This is a genomic window from Pedobacter cryoconitis (assembly GCF_014200605.1).
Taxonomy (GTDB): Bacteria; Bacteroidota; Bacteroidia; order Sphingobacteriales; family Sphingobacteriaceae; genus Pedobacter; species Pedobacter cryoconitis_B.
In genome coordinates this window covers 366,661-386,713 of sequence record NZ_JACHCE010000001.1, presented here as the reverse complement: position 1 = coordinate 386,713, position 20,053 = coordinate 366,661, and the positions used below count along the sequence as shown (strand labels likewise).

Genomic DNA, 20,053 nt, shown 5'->3' with positions numbered 1-20,053 from the left:
AACATCATAGAGCAAACATATAGTCAAGGGGGGATGCGGAGGGGGTAATTTTCTAAATTTATAGGGGTAATTTTCTAATAATTTAGCTTATAATTGCGTAACAGGCTGTTTATTATCTATTGTTGCTGAAAAAACAAAACCATGCTCTTCAAACCAAATTACTTCATTTTCTGTTGTTTGTTTTTTTGTTTTACTTTCAGTTTTACCAGCGCACAGCAGCCTATCTTGTTCGATCATTTAAACATAGAGAAAGGACTCTCTCAAAATGCAGTATTGGCTATTGCACAAGATCAGGACGGTTTTATCTGGCTGGGGACAAGACGCGGTTTAAACCGTTATGACGGTTACCGTTTTAAAATTTACCTGAACAATCCTGCTGACAGCACTTCTTTGCAAAATGATTATATCAATGCATTATATCGTGACCGTAACGGTTTATTATGGGTGGGCAGTGATGCTGGTTTACAAAAATATAAGCGTAAAACAGAGTCTTTTGAGCTTGTAAAGGACCAGAATAAGGTGAGCAATAACCCGGAAGGTAAAAAGGTAACTTGTATAGCCGAAGACCGGGCCGGTGATTTATGGATAGGTACAGAATTTGGGTTGAAACTCTTATCAGGAAAAAACAGACAGGCTTATACGGAGTATTTTTACGCAGCACAACAAGGGCTTCCTTCCAATAGTATCAAAAGTATCTATGAAGATTACCAGGGGGTAATCTGGATTGGTACAGCTAACGGCTTATCCAGACTTACAAAGCACAAGGGTAATTATCAGTTTCAAAACTTTAAAAATAATGGCCGGCAGGGCGATATCAGTGATAATTTTATAACCAGCATTATTGAAGACAAAGAAAAGAACCTTTGGATTGGTACACAAAATGGAGGGTTGAACCGTTATGACCGCTCATTAAACAAATTTGCAGCCTATAAGCATACCAGTAATCCCAACAGCCCGATAAGTAATGTCGTTCGCAAAATCATCACAGATCAGTCCGGAAACCTCTGGATTGGTAGTCTTGAAGGAATCAGCATTATGAATCCTAAAACTTTTTCCTGTGTCTCTTACCAAAATGCTTCTGAGAATAAAAAGAGTTTGAGTCAAAACTCAGTTTACAGTTTATTCAAAGACAAAAACGAATCGATCTGGATCGGGACCTATTTTGGCGGGGTCAATATTGCTTATCCTTATATTACGCATTTCATTGGCTATCAGAAAAACAAATATGAATCCAGTATCAGCAATAACGTAGTCAGTTCTCTTGTAGAAGACGAACAAAAAAATCTATGGATAGGAACTGAGGGCGGCGGACTCAATTATTATAACCGGAAAACAGGCAAATACAAGGCTTATTTAAACTCCTCCTCTCCTTCCAGTTTGGGTTCAAATCTGGTAAAATCTATCTATGAGGATAAAAAAAAGAATATCTGGATAGGTACACATGGCGGAGGTTTAAACCTTTTTAATCCAGCCACACAAACCTTCAAACGTTTTTTATATCATCCTGAAGATCCGCTGATTGATGAGATGAATACTTTCATAGAAGATCAGCAGCAAAGATTATGGGTTGGCACACAGAAAAATGGGATACTTTATTCCAATCCTGAGAAAACACAATTTAAGCCCCTTCATCTTCCAGCAGTCAACGAAAAGCTCAAAAACAAATCAGTTTATGTTTTGCTCAGAGATCAGGATCAGCGTACCTGGATAGGTACATCGGACGGGCTGTTCCTGTTAAACAAAAACCAGGACTTGCTGATAAGTTTTAAAATGGGACTTCAAAAGAGCCTGAAATCCAGTAATATCAATTGTATCATTCAGCGTAAAAACGGAGAAATCTGGATAGGTACCTATTATGGCGGATTAAGTTATTATGATCAGAAAAATAACCGCTTTATCAATTATACCGAAGAAAATGGTTTACCCAACAACAATGTATTTGGTTTGATGGAAGACGATTCAGGAAATCTGTGGATCAGTACCAGTAATGGCGTATCCATGTTCAACCCGGTATTGAAGACCTTTAAAAACTATAATTCCAGCGATGGTTTACCAGGTAATGAGTTCAATAAAAATGCTTATTTGAAAAGTTCCGGAGGAGAACTGTTTTTTGGCGGATACAATGGCTTCACGGGCTTTTTCACTACTAAGATACAAACCAATACCAAACCTTCGGCAATTGTACTGACAGCTCTCAAATTAGACAACAGGCCTTTAAAAATAAATGGCGAAGACGGGCTGTTGAAAGAAAATATCTCTCAGACAGATGAGCTAACTCTTCATCATAATCAAAACACGATCACGATTGATTTTGCTTTGCTCAATTACGTGAAGCCCGAAAAAAACAAATACAGCTATAAACTGGCTGGTTTTGAAAAGAACTGGAATACGGTGAATATACCTACGGCTACTTATACGAACCTGCCGCCGGGCGATTATGTATTTCAGGTTAAAGGGATGAACAATGATGGCATACAGAGCCTGAATATCAAAAAATTAAGGATCAATATTCTGCCCCCATTTTATTTAACCTGGTGGGCCTATTTATTTTATGTTTGCCTGGCTACGGGGATAATTATCCTGTTGCTGCGTTATTTACTGATCAGAGCTGTACTGAAGAACGAGAAAGAAACCAATGCGCATAAACTTGAGTTTTTCACCAATATCTCTCACGAAATAAGAACACCATTAACCCTGATTGTAGCTCCTTTAGAGAAAATTATAGCAGAAACAAGAGAACAACCCGGTTTGCATAAAGAACTGTCTTTAATTAAAAATAATGCAGACCGCCTGATGCGCCTGACCACAGAATTGCTGGATTTTAGAAAGGCAGAAAGTGGTAAGATGATCTTACAGGTTAGTCCGGGCAATGTGGCTAAATTTTGCCATGAGATATTCCTGGTCTTTCAGAATATGGCTGGAATACAGCAGATCGGTTATGATTTTTATACAGAACAAGAGGAAATGCAATTATACTTTGATAAGATACAATTAGAGAAAGTATTGTTTAACCTGCTTTCCAATGCTTTTAAATTTACCCCCGAAAACGGACAGATCAGTCTTTATCTTAAAGTAGAAAAGGAAATTGTTAAAATTGAGATCGCCAATAGTGGAAAAGGCATACCTCTGGAAAACCAGTCAGAATTGTTTAACAGTTTTTACCAGGTTAACCCGGTTAGCAATATAGGTACTGGTCTTGGGCTCTCTTTTTCAAAAAGCATCGTAGAACTTCATCACGGAAAAATCTATTTCGAAAGTACCCCTGACCCTATCGGCATAAATGGATATACTTGTTTTACGATTGAGCTACAAACGGGTAAAGACCATTTTAAACCCGCAGAACTGCTTACTGATTATGTCTATTATGACGATGCTTCAAATTATAATAAAATTGGAAACCTGAATGATGTTTCCAATCCGAACACCGATCCTGCTTTAAATGTGAACGATGTCTCTGCTACAAATGACAGCACACTTATTCTTGCAGATGAGACAGCTGCTTCAGAAGATTTGCCTTTCCCGGTTAAAAAATATACGATTCTTTTAGCGGAGGACAATGCAGAGATCAGAAGATTTGTCAAAGATGCATTATCAGATAATTACCAGGTACAGGAATGTGAGGACGGATTAGCCGGATGGGAAACTGCAACTGATTTAATCCCTGACCTGATTATCAGCGATGTCATGATGCCAAATATGGATGGACTGGAGTTTTGCCGGAGAATCAAAACAGATGAAAGGACCAGCCATATTCCTGTGATCTTACTGACAGCGCGATCTGCCTATATCCACCAGATCAACGGTCTGGAAACCGGTGCGGATGCCTATATCATTAAACCATTCCATATAAAACTGCTACAGCTGAATATAGAAAATCTGCTCAGCGCAAGAGAGAAATTACGTTTAAAATATGGGCAGACCATTACACTGGAACCAAAAAATCTGATTATTAATACGACAGAACAAGCATTTTTGCATCACCTGATCACAATCATTGAAAAACATATCAGTGATACTGATTTTGATGTACCTGCCCTTGCAGCCGAAATAGGAATGAGCCAGCCTGTATTGTATAAAAAGATCAGGTCTCTGACTGACCAGTCTGTGAATGATTTCATCAAATCATTCAGACTTAAGCAAGCTGCAAGGTTGCTTAAAACGGGTGGGTTATCGATTTCGGAAATTGCTTATAGTGTTGGCTTCAATGATAGAAAGTATTTCAGCCTGGAATTTAAAAAGCAGTTTGGCATCAGTCCTACAGAATATATCCAGAAGGGTGTAAATGATTGATTATAAATCGTTGATTGGTCTGTACTTCGGTACCAGCACTTTCATCACCGTCCAGGCAACAATATAAGCTACAGCACAGATTGTGAACATAATCGTATAACCGGTTTGTGTATGTCCCAATGCTTTGTAATGATCAAAAAGTCCGCCCCCCAGCTTAGACATAAATACTCCGCCTAAACCACCTGCCATACCACCAATCCCAATAACTGAACCGATTGCTTTTTTAGGGAACATATCTGAAACTGTGGTGAATATATTAGCAGACCAGGCCTGGTGGGCCGAAGCGCCTATACCGATTAAAATCACAGGTATCCAGACACTAATATGCCCTAAGGGTTGTGCAGCGAGTACGACTAGAGGAAAAAGTGCGATAATCAGCATGGCTTTCATCCTGCCATCATAGGGCGCATATCCTTTTTTCATAAAGTACATAGGGAACCAGCCCCCGCCTACACTTCCAATCATGGTCATGCTGTATAATACTGCTAAAGGTATCATGATTGCAGTATCGTCCATTCCATACTGGACTTTTAGATAAGAGGGTAACCAGAATAAAAAGAACCACCAAACCCCATCTGTCATAAACTTCCCTAAGCTGAAGGCCCAGGTCTGTCTGTATTTCAATAGTTTTACCCAGGATACTTTTTCAGCGGCCGCTGTTGTTGGAGAAGGAACAATAGCCTGCTGATCAGGATCACATAAAATATAATCCAGTTCGGCTTTAGACAAACGTTTTTGTTTTTCTGGTTTTTCATAAAAGATGAACCAAAAAATCAGCCATAAAAAACCAACTGCACCAATAATTATAAATGCAGCTTCCCAGCCCCAGGTATGCGCTATCCAGGGCACGGTCAGCGGAGCTAACACAGCCCCCACATTAGCTCCAGAATTAAAGATTCCTGTAGCCAGTGACCGTTCTTTTTTAGGAAAATATTCTGCAGTAGCTTTAATAGCAGCAGGAAAATTCCCGGATTCACCAAAACCCAGCACCGCCCTGGAGAAAATAAAACCCAGCACAGAAACAGAAACACCTGTAATACCGATTAAACCTAACATAGAAGCCAGTCCTTGTCCAACAGGAATAGCTTTGGCATGAAGAATAGCACCTAATGACCAGACAATTAAAGCAACCGCATATCCCCATTTGGTCCCCAGCCGATCTACTATTCTACCCGCAAATAACATAGATATAGCATAGACCAGCTGAAAGGCCGAAGTAATGTTAGCGTAGTCACTGTTAGTCCAGTTGAACTCTGCTTCCAGCCTGGAATGCAGCAAGCTAAGAACTTGACGGTCAAGGTAATTTACTGTTGTCGCAAAAAACAACAGGGCACAGACCGTCCAGCGGTAATTGCTCATTCTGTTCTCAGTCATTATATTTGGTTTTGGTTGGTTTGGTTGATCAGGCGTGGTGGCTTACGCCACCTTAATGTTTATGCTTTGGCTCCCGCCAACCCATATTTATCTGGTGGCTTTCACCATTTCAATTGTTTTTTGTGTACGTATAGCTAATTCTTGATAATCTCTGGTTTCCAGGATCTCTTTACTGATTAATTTGCTGCCCATGCCAACTGCACAAACACCAGATTTAAACCATTTGGTCATATTTTCTTCTTCGATTTCTACCCCACCGGTAGGGATGAAAAGCTGTCCGGGAAATACCTCTTTAACCGAAGACAAATAAACAGGCCCCAGTACGTTTGCCGGGAAAAGTTTAATGATCCCCGCTTTTAACTGATGTGCAATATTAATCTCTGTAGGTGTAAAGCAACCAGGAATCCATAATAATCCTGCATCATGAGCTATTTTTCCTACCTCAGGATCAACTACCGGACAAACCAGGAAGTGTGCACCCGCTTTGATAAAATCATGCGCTTCAGCTGTATTTTTGATCGTTCCAATCCCCAGATGCAGATCTTTCATTTCAATTTCAACTGCATTGATCAGGAAACGAAAATTTGCCAGTGCGGCAGCTCCTCTGTTGGTATATTCCAATACTCTGATCCCTGATTGATATAAGGTACGGATGATCTCTAAACTTACTTCTGCATCCTCATAAAAAAACAAAGGCAATAAACCCTGGTCTGTTATCGCTTTTAAAGAGCTCTCTTTAGTTTTCATAATTACTTACATTTTCTATAATGTCTTCTGCTTTTACTGTGGTTGCATCTCCCTCTACAAAGAGCTTAGAGAATGCTGCAGCCGTTGCAAACTCTATTACCGCTGCCGTTGGCCGGTTCTGGTAAAAACCATAGATCAACCCCGCCATATAACAGTCACCACTACCTACTTTATTTATAATTTTTTCTGCTGAATACTGCTTTGATACTGTTAATTTATCCTCCGTAAACAGTGTAGAATAGTATTTTACGCCTATCTCATTTTCATCAAAACGAAAGGTATTTGCAACTATCTTACACCGGGGAAATCTGTAAATCAATTCTTTAGAACTCAGCTCTGCCTGTTGTAAATAAAGGTCTTTCTGATCAGCATCAGCCAGACCTTCGGGCACAGGAATACCCAGCATCTTTTCAGCAGCCCAAAGGTTTCCCATCACCACATCACAGTACTGAACTAAACCTGGTAAAATATCAATTGGTTCTTTACCATATTTCCATAGTTTAGCTCTATAATTTAAGTCAATAGAGATTCTGATCTGCCTTGCTGATGCTTCTTTTAAAGCTTCTTCACAAACTTCGGCCGCTGCTAAACTTACTGCAGGGCATATCGCACTCAAATGAAACCAGGAAACATCTTTGAAGACTTCGTCCCAGTTGATTGTACCTGTTTTTAAAGTTGCAAAAGAGGAGCCGCTTCTGTCATAAATAACACCCGCATTTTTAAGGTCTTTACCCTGATGTAAATAGTATAAGCCTACTCTCTCTCCCGTATATTGAATTGCAGTCGTATCTATATTTAAATCCTGAATATAGCCAACCAATTGTTCAGTTAATGAATTAGGAGGTAAAGCCGTCAGATAAGCCGAAGGGATTCCCCATAGGGCTAATGCTGTAGCTACATTTAATTCTGCACCCCCAACGTAAAAAGGCAGCTCATTTTTCCTGAGCCAGTCTCCTGCTGCATCAGGACAGATCCGCAATAATAGCTCTCCAAAGTTTAATACTTTTCCCATTTTTTAAACCTGATTATTAGGGTTAAACACCTCCAAATACCGAGAAACCACCATCAACACAAATCATAGCTCCCGTTACAAATTGCGAAGCATCACTCAGCAGCCAGATTAAAGCACCTTTTAATTCATCCGGATGTCCGAAACGTTTAAATGGGGTTTGCTGAATAGCCAGCCCCCCACGATTGGTATAACTTCCGTCGGTATTGGTTAACAGTGTACGGTTTTGTTCAGTAAGAAAAAATCCTGGTGCAATTGCATTCATCCGGATTGCCCCACCATAACGGTTAGCCAATTCTACAGCAAACCACTGATTATAATAATCAACGCCTGCTTTACCCAGATTATAACCCAAAACTTTAGTGATTACTCTTTTGGAGTTCATAGAAGAGATATTGACTATGCTTCCTTTACCTCCTTTAGCAATGAATTGTCCAAAAACCTGCGTAGGAATGATTGTCCCCCATAAGTTCAGATCCATAACCTGTTTCATTCCATCCAGGTTCATTTGGAAAATATCTTCTTCTGGCTGTAAAACACCTTCGGGCTGATTGCCACCCGCTGCATTCACTAAACCATCTATTTTACCGAATTTTTCTAATATCTGAGCCCTGCAATTCAATAACTGACTTTTGTCCATCACATCTGCTACCAGTGCAATAGCCCTGCCACCCGCTTTATTAATTGCATCCGCACGTTCATTGGCGATCTGAGCATTCCGGCCTAAAATCCCTACTGCTCCCCCTGCTTCAACTATTGCATCGACAAAAGCACCGCCTAAAATTCCAGTACCGCCGGTCACAATAATGACCTTATCTTTTAATGAGAATGTGTTTTCCATTAACGTATATCTTGAATTGCAACCGGGTCCATATCTGCATAATCAAGGTTTTCACCTCCCATACCCCAGATAAAACTGTAATTCTGCGTACCGCTTCCCGAATGGATACTCCATGGCGGGGAAACAATAGCATCATGGTTACCCATTAAAACATGACGGGTTTCCTGCGGTTGTCCCATTAAATGGAATACACGCTGATCTGCAGCTACATCAAAATAGAAATATGCTTCCATTCTTCTGTCATGGGTATGTGCCGGCATCGTATTCCAGACACTGCCATTGGCCAGTATAGTTAAGCCCATCACCAATTGACTGCTTTGAATTCCGTCTTTGTGGATATATTTAATGATTCTGCGTTCATTTGCCGTACTTAAACTACCTAATTCTGTAGAAATTGCATCTGCATGAACTAATAATGTTACAGGATAAACCTGATGTGCAGGAGTCGAAAGACAATAAAAAACTGCCGGATTTGCAGCATCAGTACTTTTAAAGTTTACTTCTTTTACCCCTTTTCCAAGGTAAAGTGCATCCAGTTTATTTACTTCAAATGTTTTCCCGTCTGCTTCAATACGACCTGCCCCGCCAACATTGATAATTCCTATTTCTCTTCTTTCCAGAAAATAATCAGCACGAAGATTTGAATAGTTGCCCAATACCACTGTTTCAGAAACAGGATGTACTAGTCCAACAATCATTCTGTCATAGTGTGTATAGGCAAAATTGGCCTTATTTTCTTCTTTCAAATCAGCAAGTAAAAACCTTGATCTGATTTTTTCAGTATCATACGATTTAAAGTCATCCGGATGTACCGCATGTAATACTTTCATATCTTTCATTGTAATAATTGTTATGAGGCTTTAAAGCCCATTGAAATACATTTTTTTTAAAGCGCAAATTATTTTTTAGCTGCTGAAATCTGGTTTGAAATCCAATGAACCAGATCAGTACCTGCTTTCAGGTTATCATATTCGGCAGGAAGTTTTTTACCGTCCACATACTCATTATATAACCAGGGATCACCTACGATGATCACTGAGCCTTTACCATATTTTGATAAAGCAATCACATCATTACCGTCTCTGTCTTTCAAAATAGATTTTGCCGGGGCTGTGATAGCTAAACTACTGAATTCTTTGATAAACAATTGTTTTGCTGTTTTAAATACAGGATTACCGGCAGGTACATTTATCTTTCCCATTTCAAACTGGTCACCGGTTACTTTTCCTTTACAGTCCATATTAAACTGAACCCCAAATACTTTGGTCAGTGTATTAAAATGTTCCAGTTCAGCATTGCCAATATCGTTGCCCATCAGGATGAGTATCCCTCCCTTTTTAACCCATTCAGAAATCGTTTTAACATGAGCTGCCTGAATAAATTCAGGATCACTGCTTTCTTGTTCCGTATCCGGATCTACAATAATATAAACAGATGATCCCTTTAGGTTTTGCGCAGTTGGGGCTGCATAAAGTGTGGAAGTCCGGAAGCCCGATTTTCTGAATTCATCTCCCCACAAAGAAAAACCTCCATTTGTATGTTCTTCCCATTTATAATGCCAGGAAACAAGATTGCCAGCCTGATCTTTTTTCGTTTCATTATTGAAATACGAGTCCAGCATTACTGTGAGTGAATCTGTTTTTTTGTTTTGTGCATTACCATTTAAAGCAGTAAAAACAAGGATACTGGAAATTATTAAGTGGAATTTATTCATAAATATCTGGTTTAATATTTTATTTGCAATGACAACAAGTCTACATAGTTTTAGGCGCAGAATGAAACAAAACGATATAAATTATTGTGCAATCGTTCCCGGCACAACCAGAAATTATTTGTAGACTTGTATGATTTACAATATCCGCAACGGATTTTATGTTTGAGCCCTTTACTTTAAAAGACATAGCCAAGGCATTAGGCCTTTCAACCTCCACTGTTTCGAGAGCTTTGCGTGATACGCATGAAATCAGTCCGGAGACCAAAAAACTTGTTCTTGACTATGCGCAAAAAATCAATTACCGTCCAAATCCTATTGCATTAAGTTTAAAAGAACGCAGAAGTAAATCGATTGGGGTTTCACTGAGTGAAGTAGCTAACCAGTATTTTGCACAGGTGGTCAATGGTATTGAATCCATTGCTTATGATCGTGGTTATCATGTAATTATTACTCAGACCCATGAATTCTATGCACGTGAAAAGGTTAACATACAACATCTGGCATCCAGGTCGGTAGATGGTTTACTGGTCTCTTTATCTTCAGAAACTACGGATACCTCTTATCTTCAGAACTTACATCAGCGGGGTTTGCCTATTGTGTTTTTTGACCGGGTAACGGATCAGATAAAAACGCATCAAATCATAGCAAATAATGAAAAAGGTGCATTTGAAGCCACAGAATATCTGATTAGCCAGGGTTGCAAACGCATTGCTCATTTAACAAGTTCAGACCATTTATCTATTAGTGTAGAACGATTAAATGGTTATAAACAGGCTTTAGCAAAACATGGCCTTCTTTTGAATGAGGCTTATATTAAGTATTGTGCACATGGAGGTATGTTTCAGGAAGAAACTGAAATGGCCATCAAAGAATTGATGAATATGAAGGAAAAACCTGATGGTATTTTCGTAGCCAGTGACCGTTTAAGTATAGGTGCCCTGGTCGTATTTAAAGAGTTGAAAGTTAAAGTACCACAAGAAATGGTCATTGCAGGTTTTTGTAATTCTGATGTGCTTAACCTGATGTGTCCTACCCTGACATCTGTTCGTCAGCCAGCCTTTGAAATGGGACAAATTGCAACCGATATGCTGCTTAATTTAATAGAAAGCAAGTATCCGGTTCATGATTTTGAGAAAAAGATCCTGGATACAAGCTTATCAATACGTAATCATTAAGATCTCAAAAGATTAGCGTTTTGTAAAAATATTAATCTACATGGAATGCGCGTCTGGCAATTATTTTCCAGTCTTCCTTTTCTTTCTTTAAAACCAGGACTATTCCAAGACTGATATGTGCAGGCTTCCCCCCATCATTAGTATCTGCGACTAAAACATGGCGTACTATAGCGATATTATTCTGGATTGTAATCGATTGTTTGGTCAATTCAATAGTTTTAAAATCTGATCTTTTTGAAGTAATATCATCTATAAAAGCAGCTTTATTCTGAATTTTACCACCAGAATGTCCATAAGTTAAATCGGCAGAGGTCACACTTTCCAGATCAGACTTGTTTCCACTGATCATTGCTGCTCTTAATTTTTCGACTACCGCAGCGACTTCAGTTTCTTCTTTAGTGGTAGGATTTGTGGCTTCCTGAGCTTTTACAAGCATACAGGATGTAATCAGAAATAGAGCAAGAATTAATTTTTTCATTGTTTATAAATTTGGTTTTCAGGTTTTAAGGAGCTACTTAAATTCAATTCGCAAATTGTTTAAGCACCTCATATTGATCGGCTTAAATTACTCGTTAATTATCATTAATATTATATATAAAAACAAAACTTATGAAAAAGTTACTTTTAGCATTCACATTTGCAGCTGCAGGACTTACTGCTGCCGCACAAACAGCTCCTGTTGCTGCCGGACAAAAACAACAGGTAACAGCTCAAAAAATGGTTCAGAAGACGCAGGTTCCTGCAGCACAGCGTGCCATTCCATATTCCAAAGAATTGAAGCAAAAACTTTCTTTGAACGATGATCAGTACAATAAAATTTTAGCTGTGAATACAGAATGTATCAATAAAAAAGATGCATTGAAGCAGGCTGATCAGAAAAAAAACGCAGGATCTAAAGAAATTGCTCAATATCGTATGGAGCAATATAAGACTATTCTTACACCAGATCAGCTGACTAAATTGAAAGCTATGAATACACAGGTCGCTAAACCATAATCATCAATAAAAAGAGCCGTATCATTAGAAAATGATACGACTTTTTCCCAGAGAACTCTAACTCTGTTTTTTTAAGCCCTTAGTCTTTACTAGTCTTACTTTCAATCATACGCATAAAATTTGATTTTGCCACAACAATTTCACTGAGTGAGACTATTTTTGTTGATTTTGATTTTGCCATTATATTTTCAGCATCCGTGTTGAATACATTAACATCACCCTGATAAGCCACCCTGGTTGCTATAGTTTCTTCAAAGTTGTTCTGCATTTTCATCACCAGCCCTGGTAAACCATGGAACATATAAGGGCCGCTGCTCACCGGGATATCAGGAGTGAACCAGACAATAACATCAGGCATTTGTTTCAATGTAGCTTTAACACATTTATATCCGCCCAGCGTCAGTGTGTCTTCTTTGATCTCCCATTGCAAATCTTTTACCGATCCCTTTATTGTATAATTTGAACTCATAAAATTCTCATTGCACAGATAGCCATTATCCTTATTCCTGAAGCCATATTCTCCATTTCCAACTACTTTTACTTTCTCAACTTTAGTCACAGAATCCAGCTTAAAAACAGATTCACTGGTCTGTAAATTGACATTTAATGTGAAATAATATTTATACTTATCGATCAGGTTTACAGTCTTTTGAAGAAGTACAGGGTCCTTAATCTGTAACCTGATAATCTCCAGTAATTTTGGTGAACCGGGATTGGTTGTATAGTCTACTCTTAAAATCTGCTTTTTAGCAGTCTGGGCTTTAAGCTGCATACCAGTCAAAGCCAATAACATAAATAAAGTTGCAATTGATGTTTTCATAAAACAGGATTTAAATTAAAAATTTTGTTTAATAGTGAACATGATATAGCTTATTGCCATATTTCTAACAGTAACTGTATTGATTCCGTTCTGGAAATTTAAGATGGAATTGTAAGCTGTATTATCAAATATTTTGAAGATATCATCAAAGTTCTCAGCCTCCACTCCTAGTATTGTTTTACCTATGGTACGTTTAAGGCTCAGGTTAAAATTCCTTCTGATATATTTTTTACCAATGATATGATCATTGTTATATAAAAATGTCAATGTGGCCTCATTCTTTTTAGTCCGGTATTTTAAGAGAAAATTATTAGTTGAATAGGATGATGAGTACCTGTTTCCATCTACGTTTATATTAGAAAACGTATTTTTCGTATTAATTTCTATGTTTATAGGCGATGAGGTATTACTTTCGAGCCCTGCCCTGATGATCTTATCTTTATTCTTAACAGATGATAGATTTCCCATAATATATACCGGTGAGTTATTCGCCAGGTACTTGAAATTCAAATCTAGTTTTATTGGAAATCCGGCACTGAAAATTGTTTTTGCCCCATAAGCTTCTACCGAATACTGTTCACCCGAAGGAATAGCGTATAATTGGTATTGCTGTAACCCATTCCCTATTACCTTCACAAAAGCATCTTTCAACTGATCTATATTTTTGACATAATTTGCGCTGCCACCATACGATAACATCTTTAAAAAGTCATTATGTGCATATTTAAGCCCCATTATTCTTGTTTTCGACTGGTTCAAAGGATATGCCGTACTTCCCTGAATAACTCTGTTGTAAGATTGAAGAACTACTGTCCCTGATTGTAAATCGTAAGGAGTGAATTTATTTGCTGCATTAAACTCAATTAAATCCAGTTTATTCTCGAACCTGATTTTAGCATCGAACGGAAAATTCAGGTAATTCCTTTTTCCATTACCCATTTTATAGTCGCCATGATCAATACCAAATACAGCATCATATCTTATCCGTTTGAGTATTCTCTCCCCAAAGACTTTAAAATTAGCTTTATAGGTCATGATACTTCTGTCCAGATCTCTGGCGTTTAAATTATGCTGTCCATTCAGCTCTTCTGAAACTCTTCCGGCATTCAGCTCTAAAGACGGGGAGAAAAATTCAGACTGCTTATATCTTAAGAAAATTGACTGGCCAATATTATTTTTTCTATAAACCAGGTCCTGATTAAAAATAGTCTGCTGATCGGTTGAGGCACTCACCGGAATAGCTGAACGTTCAGTATACCAGAAAGTCCTTGAACCTAAAATCAGGTTTTTAGCTACTTTATAATCATAATTGACTTTGTTGATCATAGATCCGATAGAAGTCTTTTGGGCAGAGAAAATATGAATACTATCTACCCCGCCATAAACCGATTCCTGAGGACTAAACCCTTTATCTCTTAATAAATTCCCTCCAAACTGATAACTTAAGATCTGGTTTGTCTTCATCTTAAAGTCTACGATGATATTGGATAAAAGTGTATTTCCTTTAGTATGAATAGTCTGGTTAGTTTTAAAAATTTCTGAGCCATCATAATTAGTCGACTGACTAAAAAGACTGCTTGTCCTGTCGGTATTGAAATAATATACCGTTGCATTGATCCTGTTTGCCGGGGTCTCTTTTCTGAAGGTATAATTGGTAGAAGAACTGAAATCCGACAACCTGTTTTTATTGGGGATAAGCAATTCATTCAATACATTTTGCTGATAGACAGACAGTGATTCCTGTGATCTGAGCAGTACATCTATTTCCCTCAGGTTGACATTCATCTTTCCGATGTTATTGGTATGAGTAGTCAGAAAGGAATTTAGCTGATTGCCAAAATACAGGGCTTCACCTTGAAAATTATATTTGTTATCATATCCATATCCGGCCTGAAAGGATGGTTTAATGATATTTTTGAAACCCTCTTTGGTATCAATATTCAGGACAGTCTCTTCAACTTCATCAAAGTTAAGACTGAAGTTATTTTTGTAATTATTGATAATCTTAATTCCTTCAATCATCCTTTTCTCGATAGACTCCAGGGCTACACTATTTTGATTAACAAAGCCAGGTCTGTTATTTAATAAAATCTTATCAATAGGTTTTCCCTTATAGAAGATTGATCCATCATCTTCTAAACGAAAATTAGGAGACTTACTTAAAATTTCACGGAACTTGCTGTTCTCCGTCAAATTCATTTTATCAAGATTTAAGGCTACAGTATCCCGTTCTTTTTTACCGTCACCTTGAATAACAATGCCTTTTAATTCAAAAGCATCTTCTTGCAAAGTAACATCAAGACTGGCATGTTTCTGGTCAGTAATTTTCAATGTCTTTATATTAACCTCGGTAGTTTTGTATCCAATAGATTTGAATAAAAGCAGGTTAGCATTTCCAGAAGGCATTTTAAATTTATAACTCCCATCGGACATTGTCGAATGATAAGACAACATTTTCTCATTCTCTTTGATAACGATGGTCACACCTGGTGCAACTCCTCCATCAGAGAAGCTAACCATACCCGAGACTTCAATATCCTGAGCTTTAACAGCCCAAAAATTAAGACATAGGATTAGCATCAGCACGATTTTTTTTAACGGCATACGAGGGTACTAAAAGATAAATACTAGGACTTTTTGATAATATCTGTGATCAATTTATTGTAGACCACATGACTTTGGCAGCGTTCTTTTTTGATATAATAAATCAGATATCCGACTATTAAATTGAAGAGAAAACCATAGATCAGAATACTATAGCCAAGTACTTCTCTCAGGTTACTATTCTTGTATTTAAAATATCCAAGACCAAAGAGACGGTCGTTTTTAAAGAATAAGCCCGTATTGGCCGGATATAGTATTTTTAAAATTAATACGACCGCAGCCAATGTTAATACAAGATATAAACAAGTTAGTAATAGCTTTTTAAAAGAAGATTTGATCTGATCTAAAACAGATTTATCTCTACGGGCCCTGTATTTATTTCCGGATATAATTTCCTGGGCGCCCAGGTTATCCAGCACTTTATGGACATCCACTGTCTGACCACTTTCTTTTTGAGATTTTAAAGATTCATAGATGTGACTTTGCAGTTCTGCCACCATTTCATATTTAGAAGCTTCAGGCACACCTTTCATAGAGCCATTGACTGATTTAATATAGGATTGGTAAGCTTTATACATTGTAGAATTTTTCATAGGAATATAATTTGAGTTTTAAGGCTAATGATGCAATTGTTATGAAATCTGTTTCATTTGTTTTACATAACCCTCTATTAAGAATTCCATATGTTCTATGGTCTTCATCCCATTTTCAGAGAGTTCATAATATTTTCTTGGTATTCCTGATTTTCTTTCTACCCATTCAGAATTGATCAGCCCAATTTCATTCAGGCGAATAAGAATAGGATAGATTGTTCCTTCAGAGACGTTCAGGCCCATCTGATCATTAATTGAAACAATCAGAGAATAACCGTACTGTTTTCTGGAGATTAAAGATTTAAGAATTATATAAGGATAAAAACCCTTATTTATTTGTACCTGCCAGTTTTTTAATAACTCTTCCATTGCGAAAATTTAAGTATTGGGTGAGAATTTAGGTTCATTGATATAAAAAACAGGAAAGATCTATCAGATAATATTAGATACCCTGCTGCTAGAACTTGTCATTAAAGTTTCCGGCCCACCAGGAAAGTCAGGACCGTCCCCTTTTATCTCTGTTCTGACTTTGGTAATTCTTGTTTTATTGATTACCAATCTTTTTGTGCTATTAAGTTTGTTAAGGTTTTCCATAGCTGTAACTTGTTAATTTGATTATGAATCTAATATCAAAGTATAGAAGCGATTTGGAAAAACTGTTACACCAAGCCGGGGTTTATAGGTATAAACCCGGTAAAAATACATGAATGAACAGGCCTGACTTGTATAAGAAAGAGGATGGGAGCTTTAAAAAGACTATAAAACCTGGACCAACGGGCTTTGAACTCTTTTATTTTCAGCACTAAGAAATTTGGTTAACAGTTCATAAACTACCAATTCTATTTTTCTTTGATTAGAATTAAAAAGTCTGTTCACAAACATATGAATATGACTGGTGATGAAATTATTCCGGTCAGCAAGTTTGCCAGACCATGATATATTGTCAAATGCTGCATTCAGAGCGGCAAATCTTTCATTCAGAACAAGATGAAGCGGAGCATCGGTTAGCCTGCTCTGCTTAAAAAAAGCTTCTATTTCGGGTCTTAATGTTCTATATTTTGAATCGAGTTCCTGCTTTGTTTTTTTCAGGCCATTGAACTCTTTAAAATAAGCATCTCTCATTTCTCCGGTAATGGCTATTTTATCTTCCACAGACAAACCGAAACAATTCAGCATATCGGCTGCTCCTTTTACACAAGCCATTAATTTCAGCAGTTCATCCTCCTGATCAGCAACCTCTTCAAGAATTCTCAGTACGTATTTACTATCCTGGTAAAAGGCTTCTTCAGAAGGGTAAATTAATTGATAACCGTATCGCTTTAATTCACGCTTATAAGTCTCAGTCTGTGTATTCCATATATATTTTTCCTGTTGAAAAAAGCAGATGTGTTTTTGTATAACTGAAATTACAGCACCTAAATGCTGTACATGTTTTAAATGGAACCGGACTCTCAGATGATTATTCGGGTCTTTATACCTGATAAAAAACCATTGATCAATCCATTCATTTTTGCCTAGCTCATCTACTAATAAGGAAATTGCCTGAAGCAATATGGTATCCGAGGTCTTTTCTCCGCAATAGAATTTATAATACAGCCACTCTGAGCCAAGCGAAAATTCATTTTGAATCAGATTGACCGTCTCTGCTGATAAAGTATGCGGCAATGCCCGCTCTTTATTGATTACAGATAAAATCATCTGATTATAAAACCCATTCCCCTCATTATCTTTTACAGGAGACGACCTTTCATCGAAAATGAATTCTCTCAATATAATACTGTCCCTGTTTTTAATAGCTGAGATAAAAGCATGCACTGTATAAATATTATGGATATCAACCAATAACTCATTATCACCATCCTTTAATAAAAACAATGGTGGCAACTGCAGATGAGCTGCAAATGCAACGAGCACTTCAGACAGCTCATGATTTGCCGTACTGCTCAGTTGGGCATATTGTTTTTTAAATACCTTCCAGGTTGATGGATAAATAATTACATTTTTGTAGACCACCCTGGGATAAAACCCTAAATCCGGAAGCAAATCATCCCAGCTGAAATGAATTGAATCCTGCACACCCTGAGTCTGTAAATCTGCCAGGAAATTATATAAAGGCAAAGAATCCTTACTGAAATTATGTGCATTACTGAGCCTTGGGATCAATTCATGCTGAAGATCTTTATGTCTTAAAATAATTCTGTCATTTTCAACTGATAAAAGAAGATCTGACAAATACAGCGTTTTTCCTTCTTCGGCAGTACTCTGACTGAGATAAGGAATTTCATGTTTTAAAAGAGGGGGATGCATTAAGATATTGGCCACACGGTCTTGTGGCAGATGTACGATTTCACAGAAAACTATATCCCGATTGTTTTGCTCCTCGGCATTTACAATTTCTTCTGCAAGGCTATAAATATTTGGATCGGCTGCTGTAAACCTGCCTATTAAATTTACCGCACTGCTACCCCCGATACTTTCAATAACCATTTGCGCTTTCACACTTCTGAATAGAATAGAAAAAGATTGAGGATAATTATTTTTGGCCCTATCCTGGAGCAGTCCGGAGATTTCATCCTCGGTGATCTCAAGCTGAGGACTATTTTCCTGATATGCCTTTTTCCATTTTGCAAACAGAAATTTCTGCGCATTATTCCATGAAAAATCCTGTTTCTGTTCAGTAGTACGACCTAATGATAAACCATCAACAATTTCAGAAACCAGGCTGTCACCAGAAGAAGTTTTATAGCCTATTCCATAATCTACATCCAATGCTTCCAGCAGCGGAACCTGCAAATCACCATAGCGATCCGTAAATTTGTTTTTGAAACTTTGTAAGAAAGAATTTTCAGCAGTAGCAGTGAAGACAGAGATAACATTGGCTGCCTCCAGAAGTGACTCTTCAAATGAAGAAGATATTGCTCCCGAAAAATGTGCAGCATAATCTACCTGAAACTTATTAGGTTCCTTTTCAGTGTCATAGACTACCCTTTCATTAAAGATAGAAATAACATGTTCATAGTCAGAAACTGATCCACTCTCTTTGTTTAATAAAGAAATATAATGATTTAACCCGATGAGCCAATTTCTCAGCTTTAGCATCTCCGTATTTCCGGGATCTTCCAGCACCAGTGTTTTTATCTTTTCTATTAAAGATAACATTGGGTCTTGTCCGGTAATTGCTGGTTCAAATTCATCCACCAGAAACTGTATTTCAATTAATTCAGCTATAAAAGCTTCAACACTGGCCGTATCCAGATATTCATCCAGGATAACCGGAACAAGCGCAGAAAGTGTATAGCTCTGATTTCTGCAGAGATCCAGGACTTTTAATAAATAAGGGTTCTTTTGAATAGAAGAAAGCTCATATATCCTTTTGCCATCTACGTATTTGTATTCCAGATAACGGATTTCCTCACCAAGGAGATATGCAGATGAATTAGTATGGTATTTTATATGCCCGCTAACATACGGCAATGAAGTAATATAGTCTGATAAACACTTAAAAAAACCCATATCCAGACGTGTTTTTCTTGATATCTGCTGGTTAAGAATAACATGATCATGACCATTTGCTGTATCTATGTCTACTGTCGAACAACCTGCAAAAAGACCAAAAGGAGTACTTCTGGACATCATTCGAACATAATACTTAGTAACAGTATTCAATAATTTTTCTGTCTGTACAGAATTTAACTTCCCCTGTTTCCACTTTTGGTATGTTTTATAGAGGCTATTTGAGGCCAGATATAAAGCTTCAAGAAACTGTTCATCATGAAGCAGATTTAAAATATCTTTTTCGCCGAATGATGTTTTAAAAGGTAACCTTGCTACACGAACTACTAATTTCTGGCATATACTGTAATGTTCAATCATTCATTTCTCTGTTAAAA

General features: G+C 37.5%; 16 protein-coding genes. 3 read left to right on the top strand and 13 right to left on the bottom strand.

Going from position 1 to position 20,053, the window contains the following annotated elements:
* Positions 1 to 87: 87 nt before the first annotated feature.
* Positions 88 to 237, bottom strand: a complete 150-nt coding sequence (locus HDE68_RS01875) for a hypothetical protein (protein WP_183878352.1) — start codon at positions 235 to 237, stop codon at positions 88 to 90.
* Here HDE68_RS01875 and HDE68_RS01870 point away from each other — a divergent pair.
* A complete protein-coding gene (locus tag HDE68_RS01870; protein WP_183878350.1) occupies positions 226 to 4,290 on the top strand; it encodes a hybrid sensor histidine kinase/response regulator transcription factor in 4,065 nt (1,354 codons plus the stop codon). The genes HDE68_RS01875 and HDE68_RS01870 overlap by 12 nt on opposite strands.
* Here HDE68_RS01870 and HDE68_RS01865 read toward each other — a convergent pair whose 3' ends face one another.
* From HDE68_RS01865 to HDE68_RS01840, 6 genes are all read right to left on the bottom strand, one after another.
* Positions 4,291 to 5,664 carry an MFS transporter gene (locus HDE68_RS01865; protein ID WP_183878348.1) on the bottom strand — a complete coding sequence of 458 codons (1,374 nt, stop codon included), beginning with the start codon at positions 5,662 to 5,664 and terminating at the stop codon, positions 4,291 to 4,293.
* 87 nt (positions 5,665 to 5,751) lie between these two features.
* Positions 5,752 to 6,411, bottom strand: coding sequence for a bifunctional 4-hydroxy-2-oxoglutarate aldolase/2-dehydro-3-deoxy-phosphogluconate aldolase (locus HDE68_RS01860; RefSeq protein ID WP_183878346.1), 660 nt, complete (start codon positions 6,409 to 6,411; stop codon positions 5,752 to 5,754).
* On the bottom strand, positions 6,401 to 7,423 hold the full coding sequence (locus HDE68_RS01855; protein WP_183878344.1) for a sugar kinase: 1,023 nt from the start codon (positions 7,421 to 7,423) through the stop codon (positions 6,401 to 6,403). The genes HDE68_RS01860 and HDE68_RS01855 overlap by 11 nt, the downstream gene beginning before the upstream one ends.
* A 22-nt stretch (positions 7,424 to 7,445) precedes the next feature.
* The gene (locus tag HDE68_RS01850) at positions 7,446 to 8,261 is read right to left on the bottom strand and encodes an SDR family oxidoreductase (protein ID WP_183878342.1); all 816 of its coding nucleotides are present in this window, start codon (positions 8,259 to 8,261) and stop codon (positions 7,446 to 7,448) included.
* Entirely contained in the window at positions 8,261 to 9,091 is an 831-nt protein-coding gene (kduI, locus tag HDE68_RS01845; protein WP_183878340.1) for a 5-dehydro-4-deoxy-D-glucuronate isomerase, read from the bottom strand. Before kduI ends, HDE68_RS01850 begins: the two co-directional genes overlap by 1 nt.
* A 68-nt stretch (positions 9,092 to 9,159) precedes the next feature.
* Positions 9,160 to 9,975, bottom strand: coding sequence for a DUF4350 domain-containing protein (locus tag HDE68_RS01840; RefSeq protein ID WP_183878338.1), 816 nt, complete (start codon positions 9,973 to 9,975; stop codon positions 9,160 to 9,162).
* Positions 9,976 to 10,133: 158 nt separating this feature from the next.
* On the opposite strand from HDE68_RS01840, the gene HDE68_RS01835 reads away from it, so the two are divergent.
* Positions 10,134 to 11,150 carry a LacI family DNA-binding transcriptional regulator gene (locus HDE68_RS01835; RefSeq protein WP_183878336.1) on the top strand — a complete coding sequence of 339 codons (1,017 nt, stop codon included), beginning with the start codon at positions 10,134 to 10,136 and terminating at the stop codon, positions 11,148 to 11,150.
* Positions 11,151 to 11,181: 31 nt separating this feature from the next.
* On the opposite strand, the gene HDE68_RS01830 is transcribed toward HDE68_RS01835, so the two are convergent.
* A complete protein-coding gene (locus HDE68_RS01830; protein ID WP_183878335.1) occupies positions 11,182 to 11,628 on the bottom strand; it encodes a nuclear transport factor 2 family protein in 447 nt (148 codons plus the stop codon).
* A 131-nt stretch (positions 11,629 to 11,759) separates the two neighbouring features.
* On the opposite strand from HDE68_RS01830, the gene HDE68_RS01825 reads away from it, so the two are divergent.
* Positions 11,760 to 12,146 (top strand): hypothetical protein, encoded by a 387-nt coding sequence (locus HDE68_RS01825; protein ID WP_183878333.1) that lies wholly within the window; start codon positions 11,760 to 11,762, stop codon positions 12,144 to 12,146.
* A gap of 79 nt (positions 12,147 to 12,225) precedes the next feature.
* Here HDE68_RS01825 and HDE68_RS01820 read toward each other — a convergent pair whose 3' ends face one another.
* The 5 genes from HDE68_RS01820 to HDE68_RS01800 form a co-directional block, all read right to left on the bottom strand.
* On the bottom strand, positions 12,226 to 12,966 hold the full coding sequence (locus HDE68_RS01820; RefSeq protein WP_183878331.1) for a GLPGLI family protein: 741 nt from the start codon (positions 12,964 to 12,966) through the stop codon (positions 12,226 to 12,228).
* 15 nt (positions 12,967 to 12,981) lie between these two features.
* Positions 12,982 to 15,546 (bottom strand): carboxypeptidase-like regulatory domain-containing protein, encoded by a 2,565-nt coding sequence (locus HDE68_RS01815; RefSeq protein WP_183878329.1) that lies wholly within the window; start codon positions 15,544 to 15,546, stop codon positions 12,982 to 12,984.
* 47 nt (positions 15,547 to 15,593) lie between these two features.
* Positions 15,594 to 16,163, bottom strand: a complete 570-nt coding sequence (locus HDE68_RS01810; protein ID WP_183878327.1) for a hypothetical protein — start codon at positions 16,161 to 16,163, stop codon at positions 15,594 to 15,596.
* Positions 16,164 to 16,202: 39 nt separating this feature from the next.
* Positions 16,203 to 16,532: a PadR family transcriptional regulator gene (locus HDE68_RS01805; RefSeq protein ID WP_183878325.1), complete on the bottom strand. Its 330-nt coding sequence runs from the start codon at positions 16,530 to 16,532 to the stop codon at positions 16,203 to 16,205.
* Positions 16,533 to 16,919: 387 nt separating this feature from the next.
* Positions 16,920 to 20,036: a lantibiotic dehydratase gene (locus tag HDE68_RS01800; RefSeq protein ID WP_183878323.1), complete on the bottom strand. Its 3,117-nt coding sequence runs from the start codon at positions 20,034 to 20,036 to the stop codon at positions 16,920 to 16,922.
* Positions 20,037 to 20,053 lie beyond the last annotated feature (17 nt).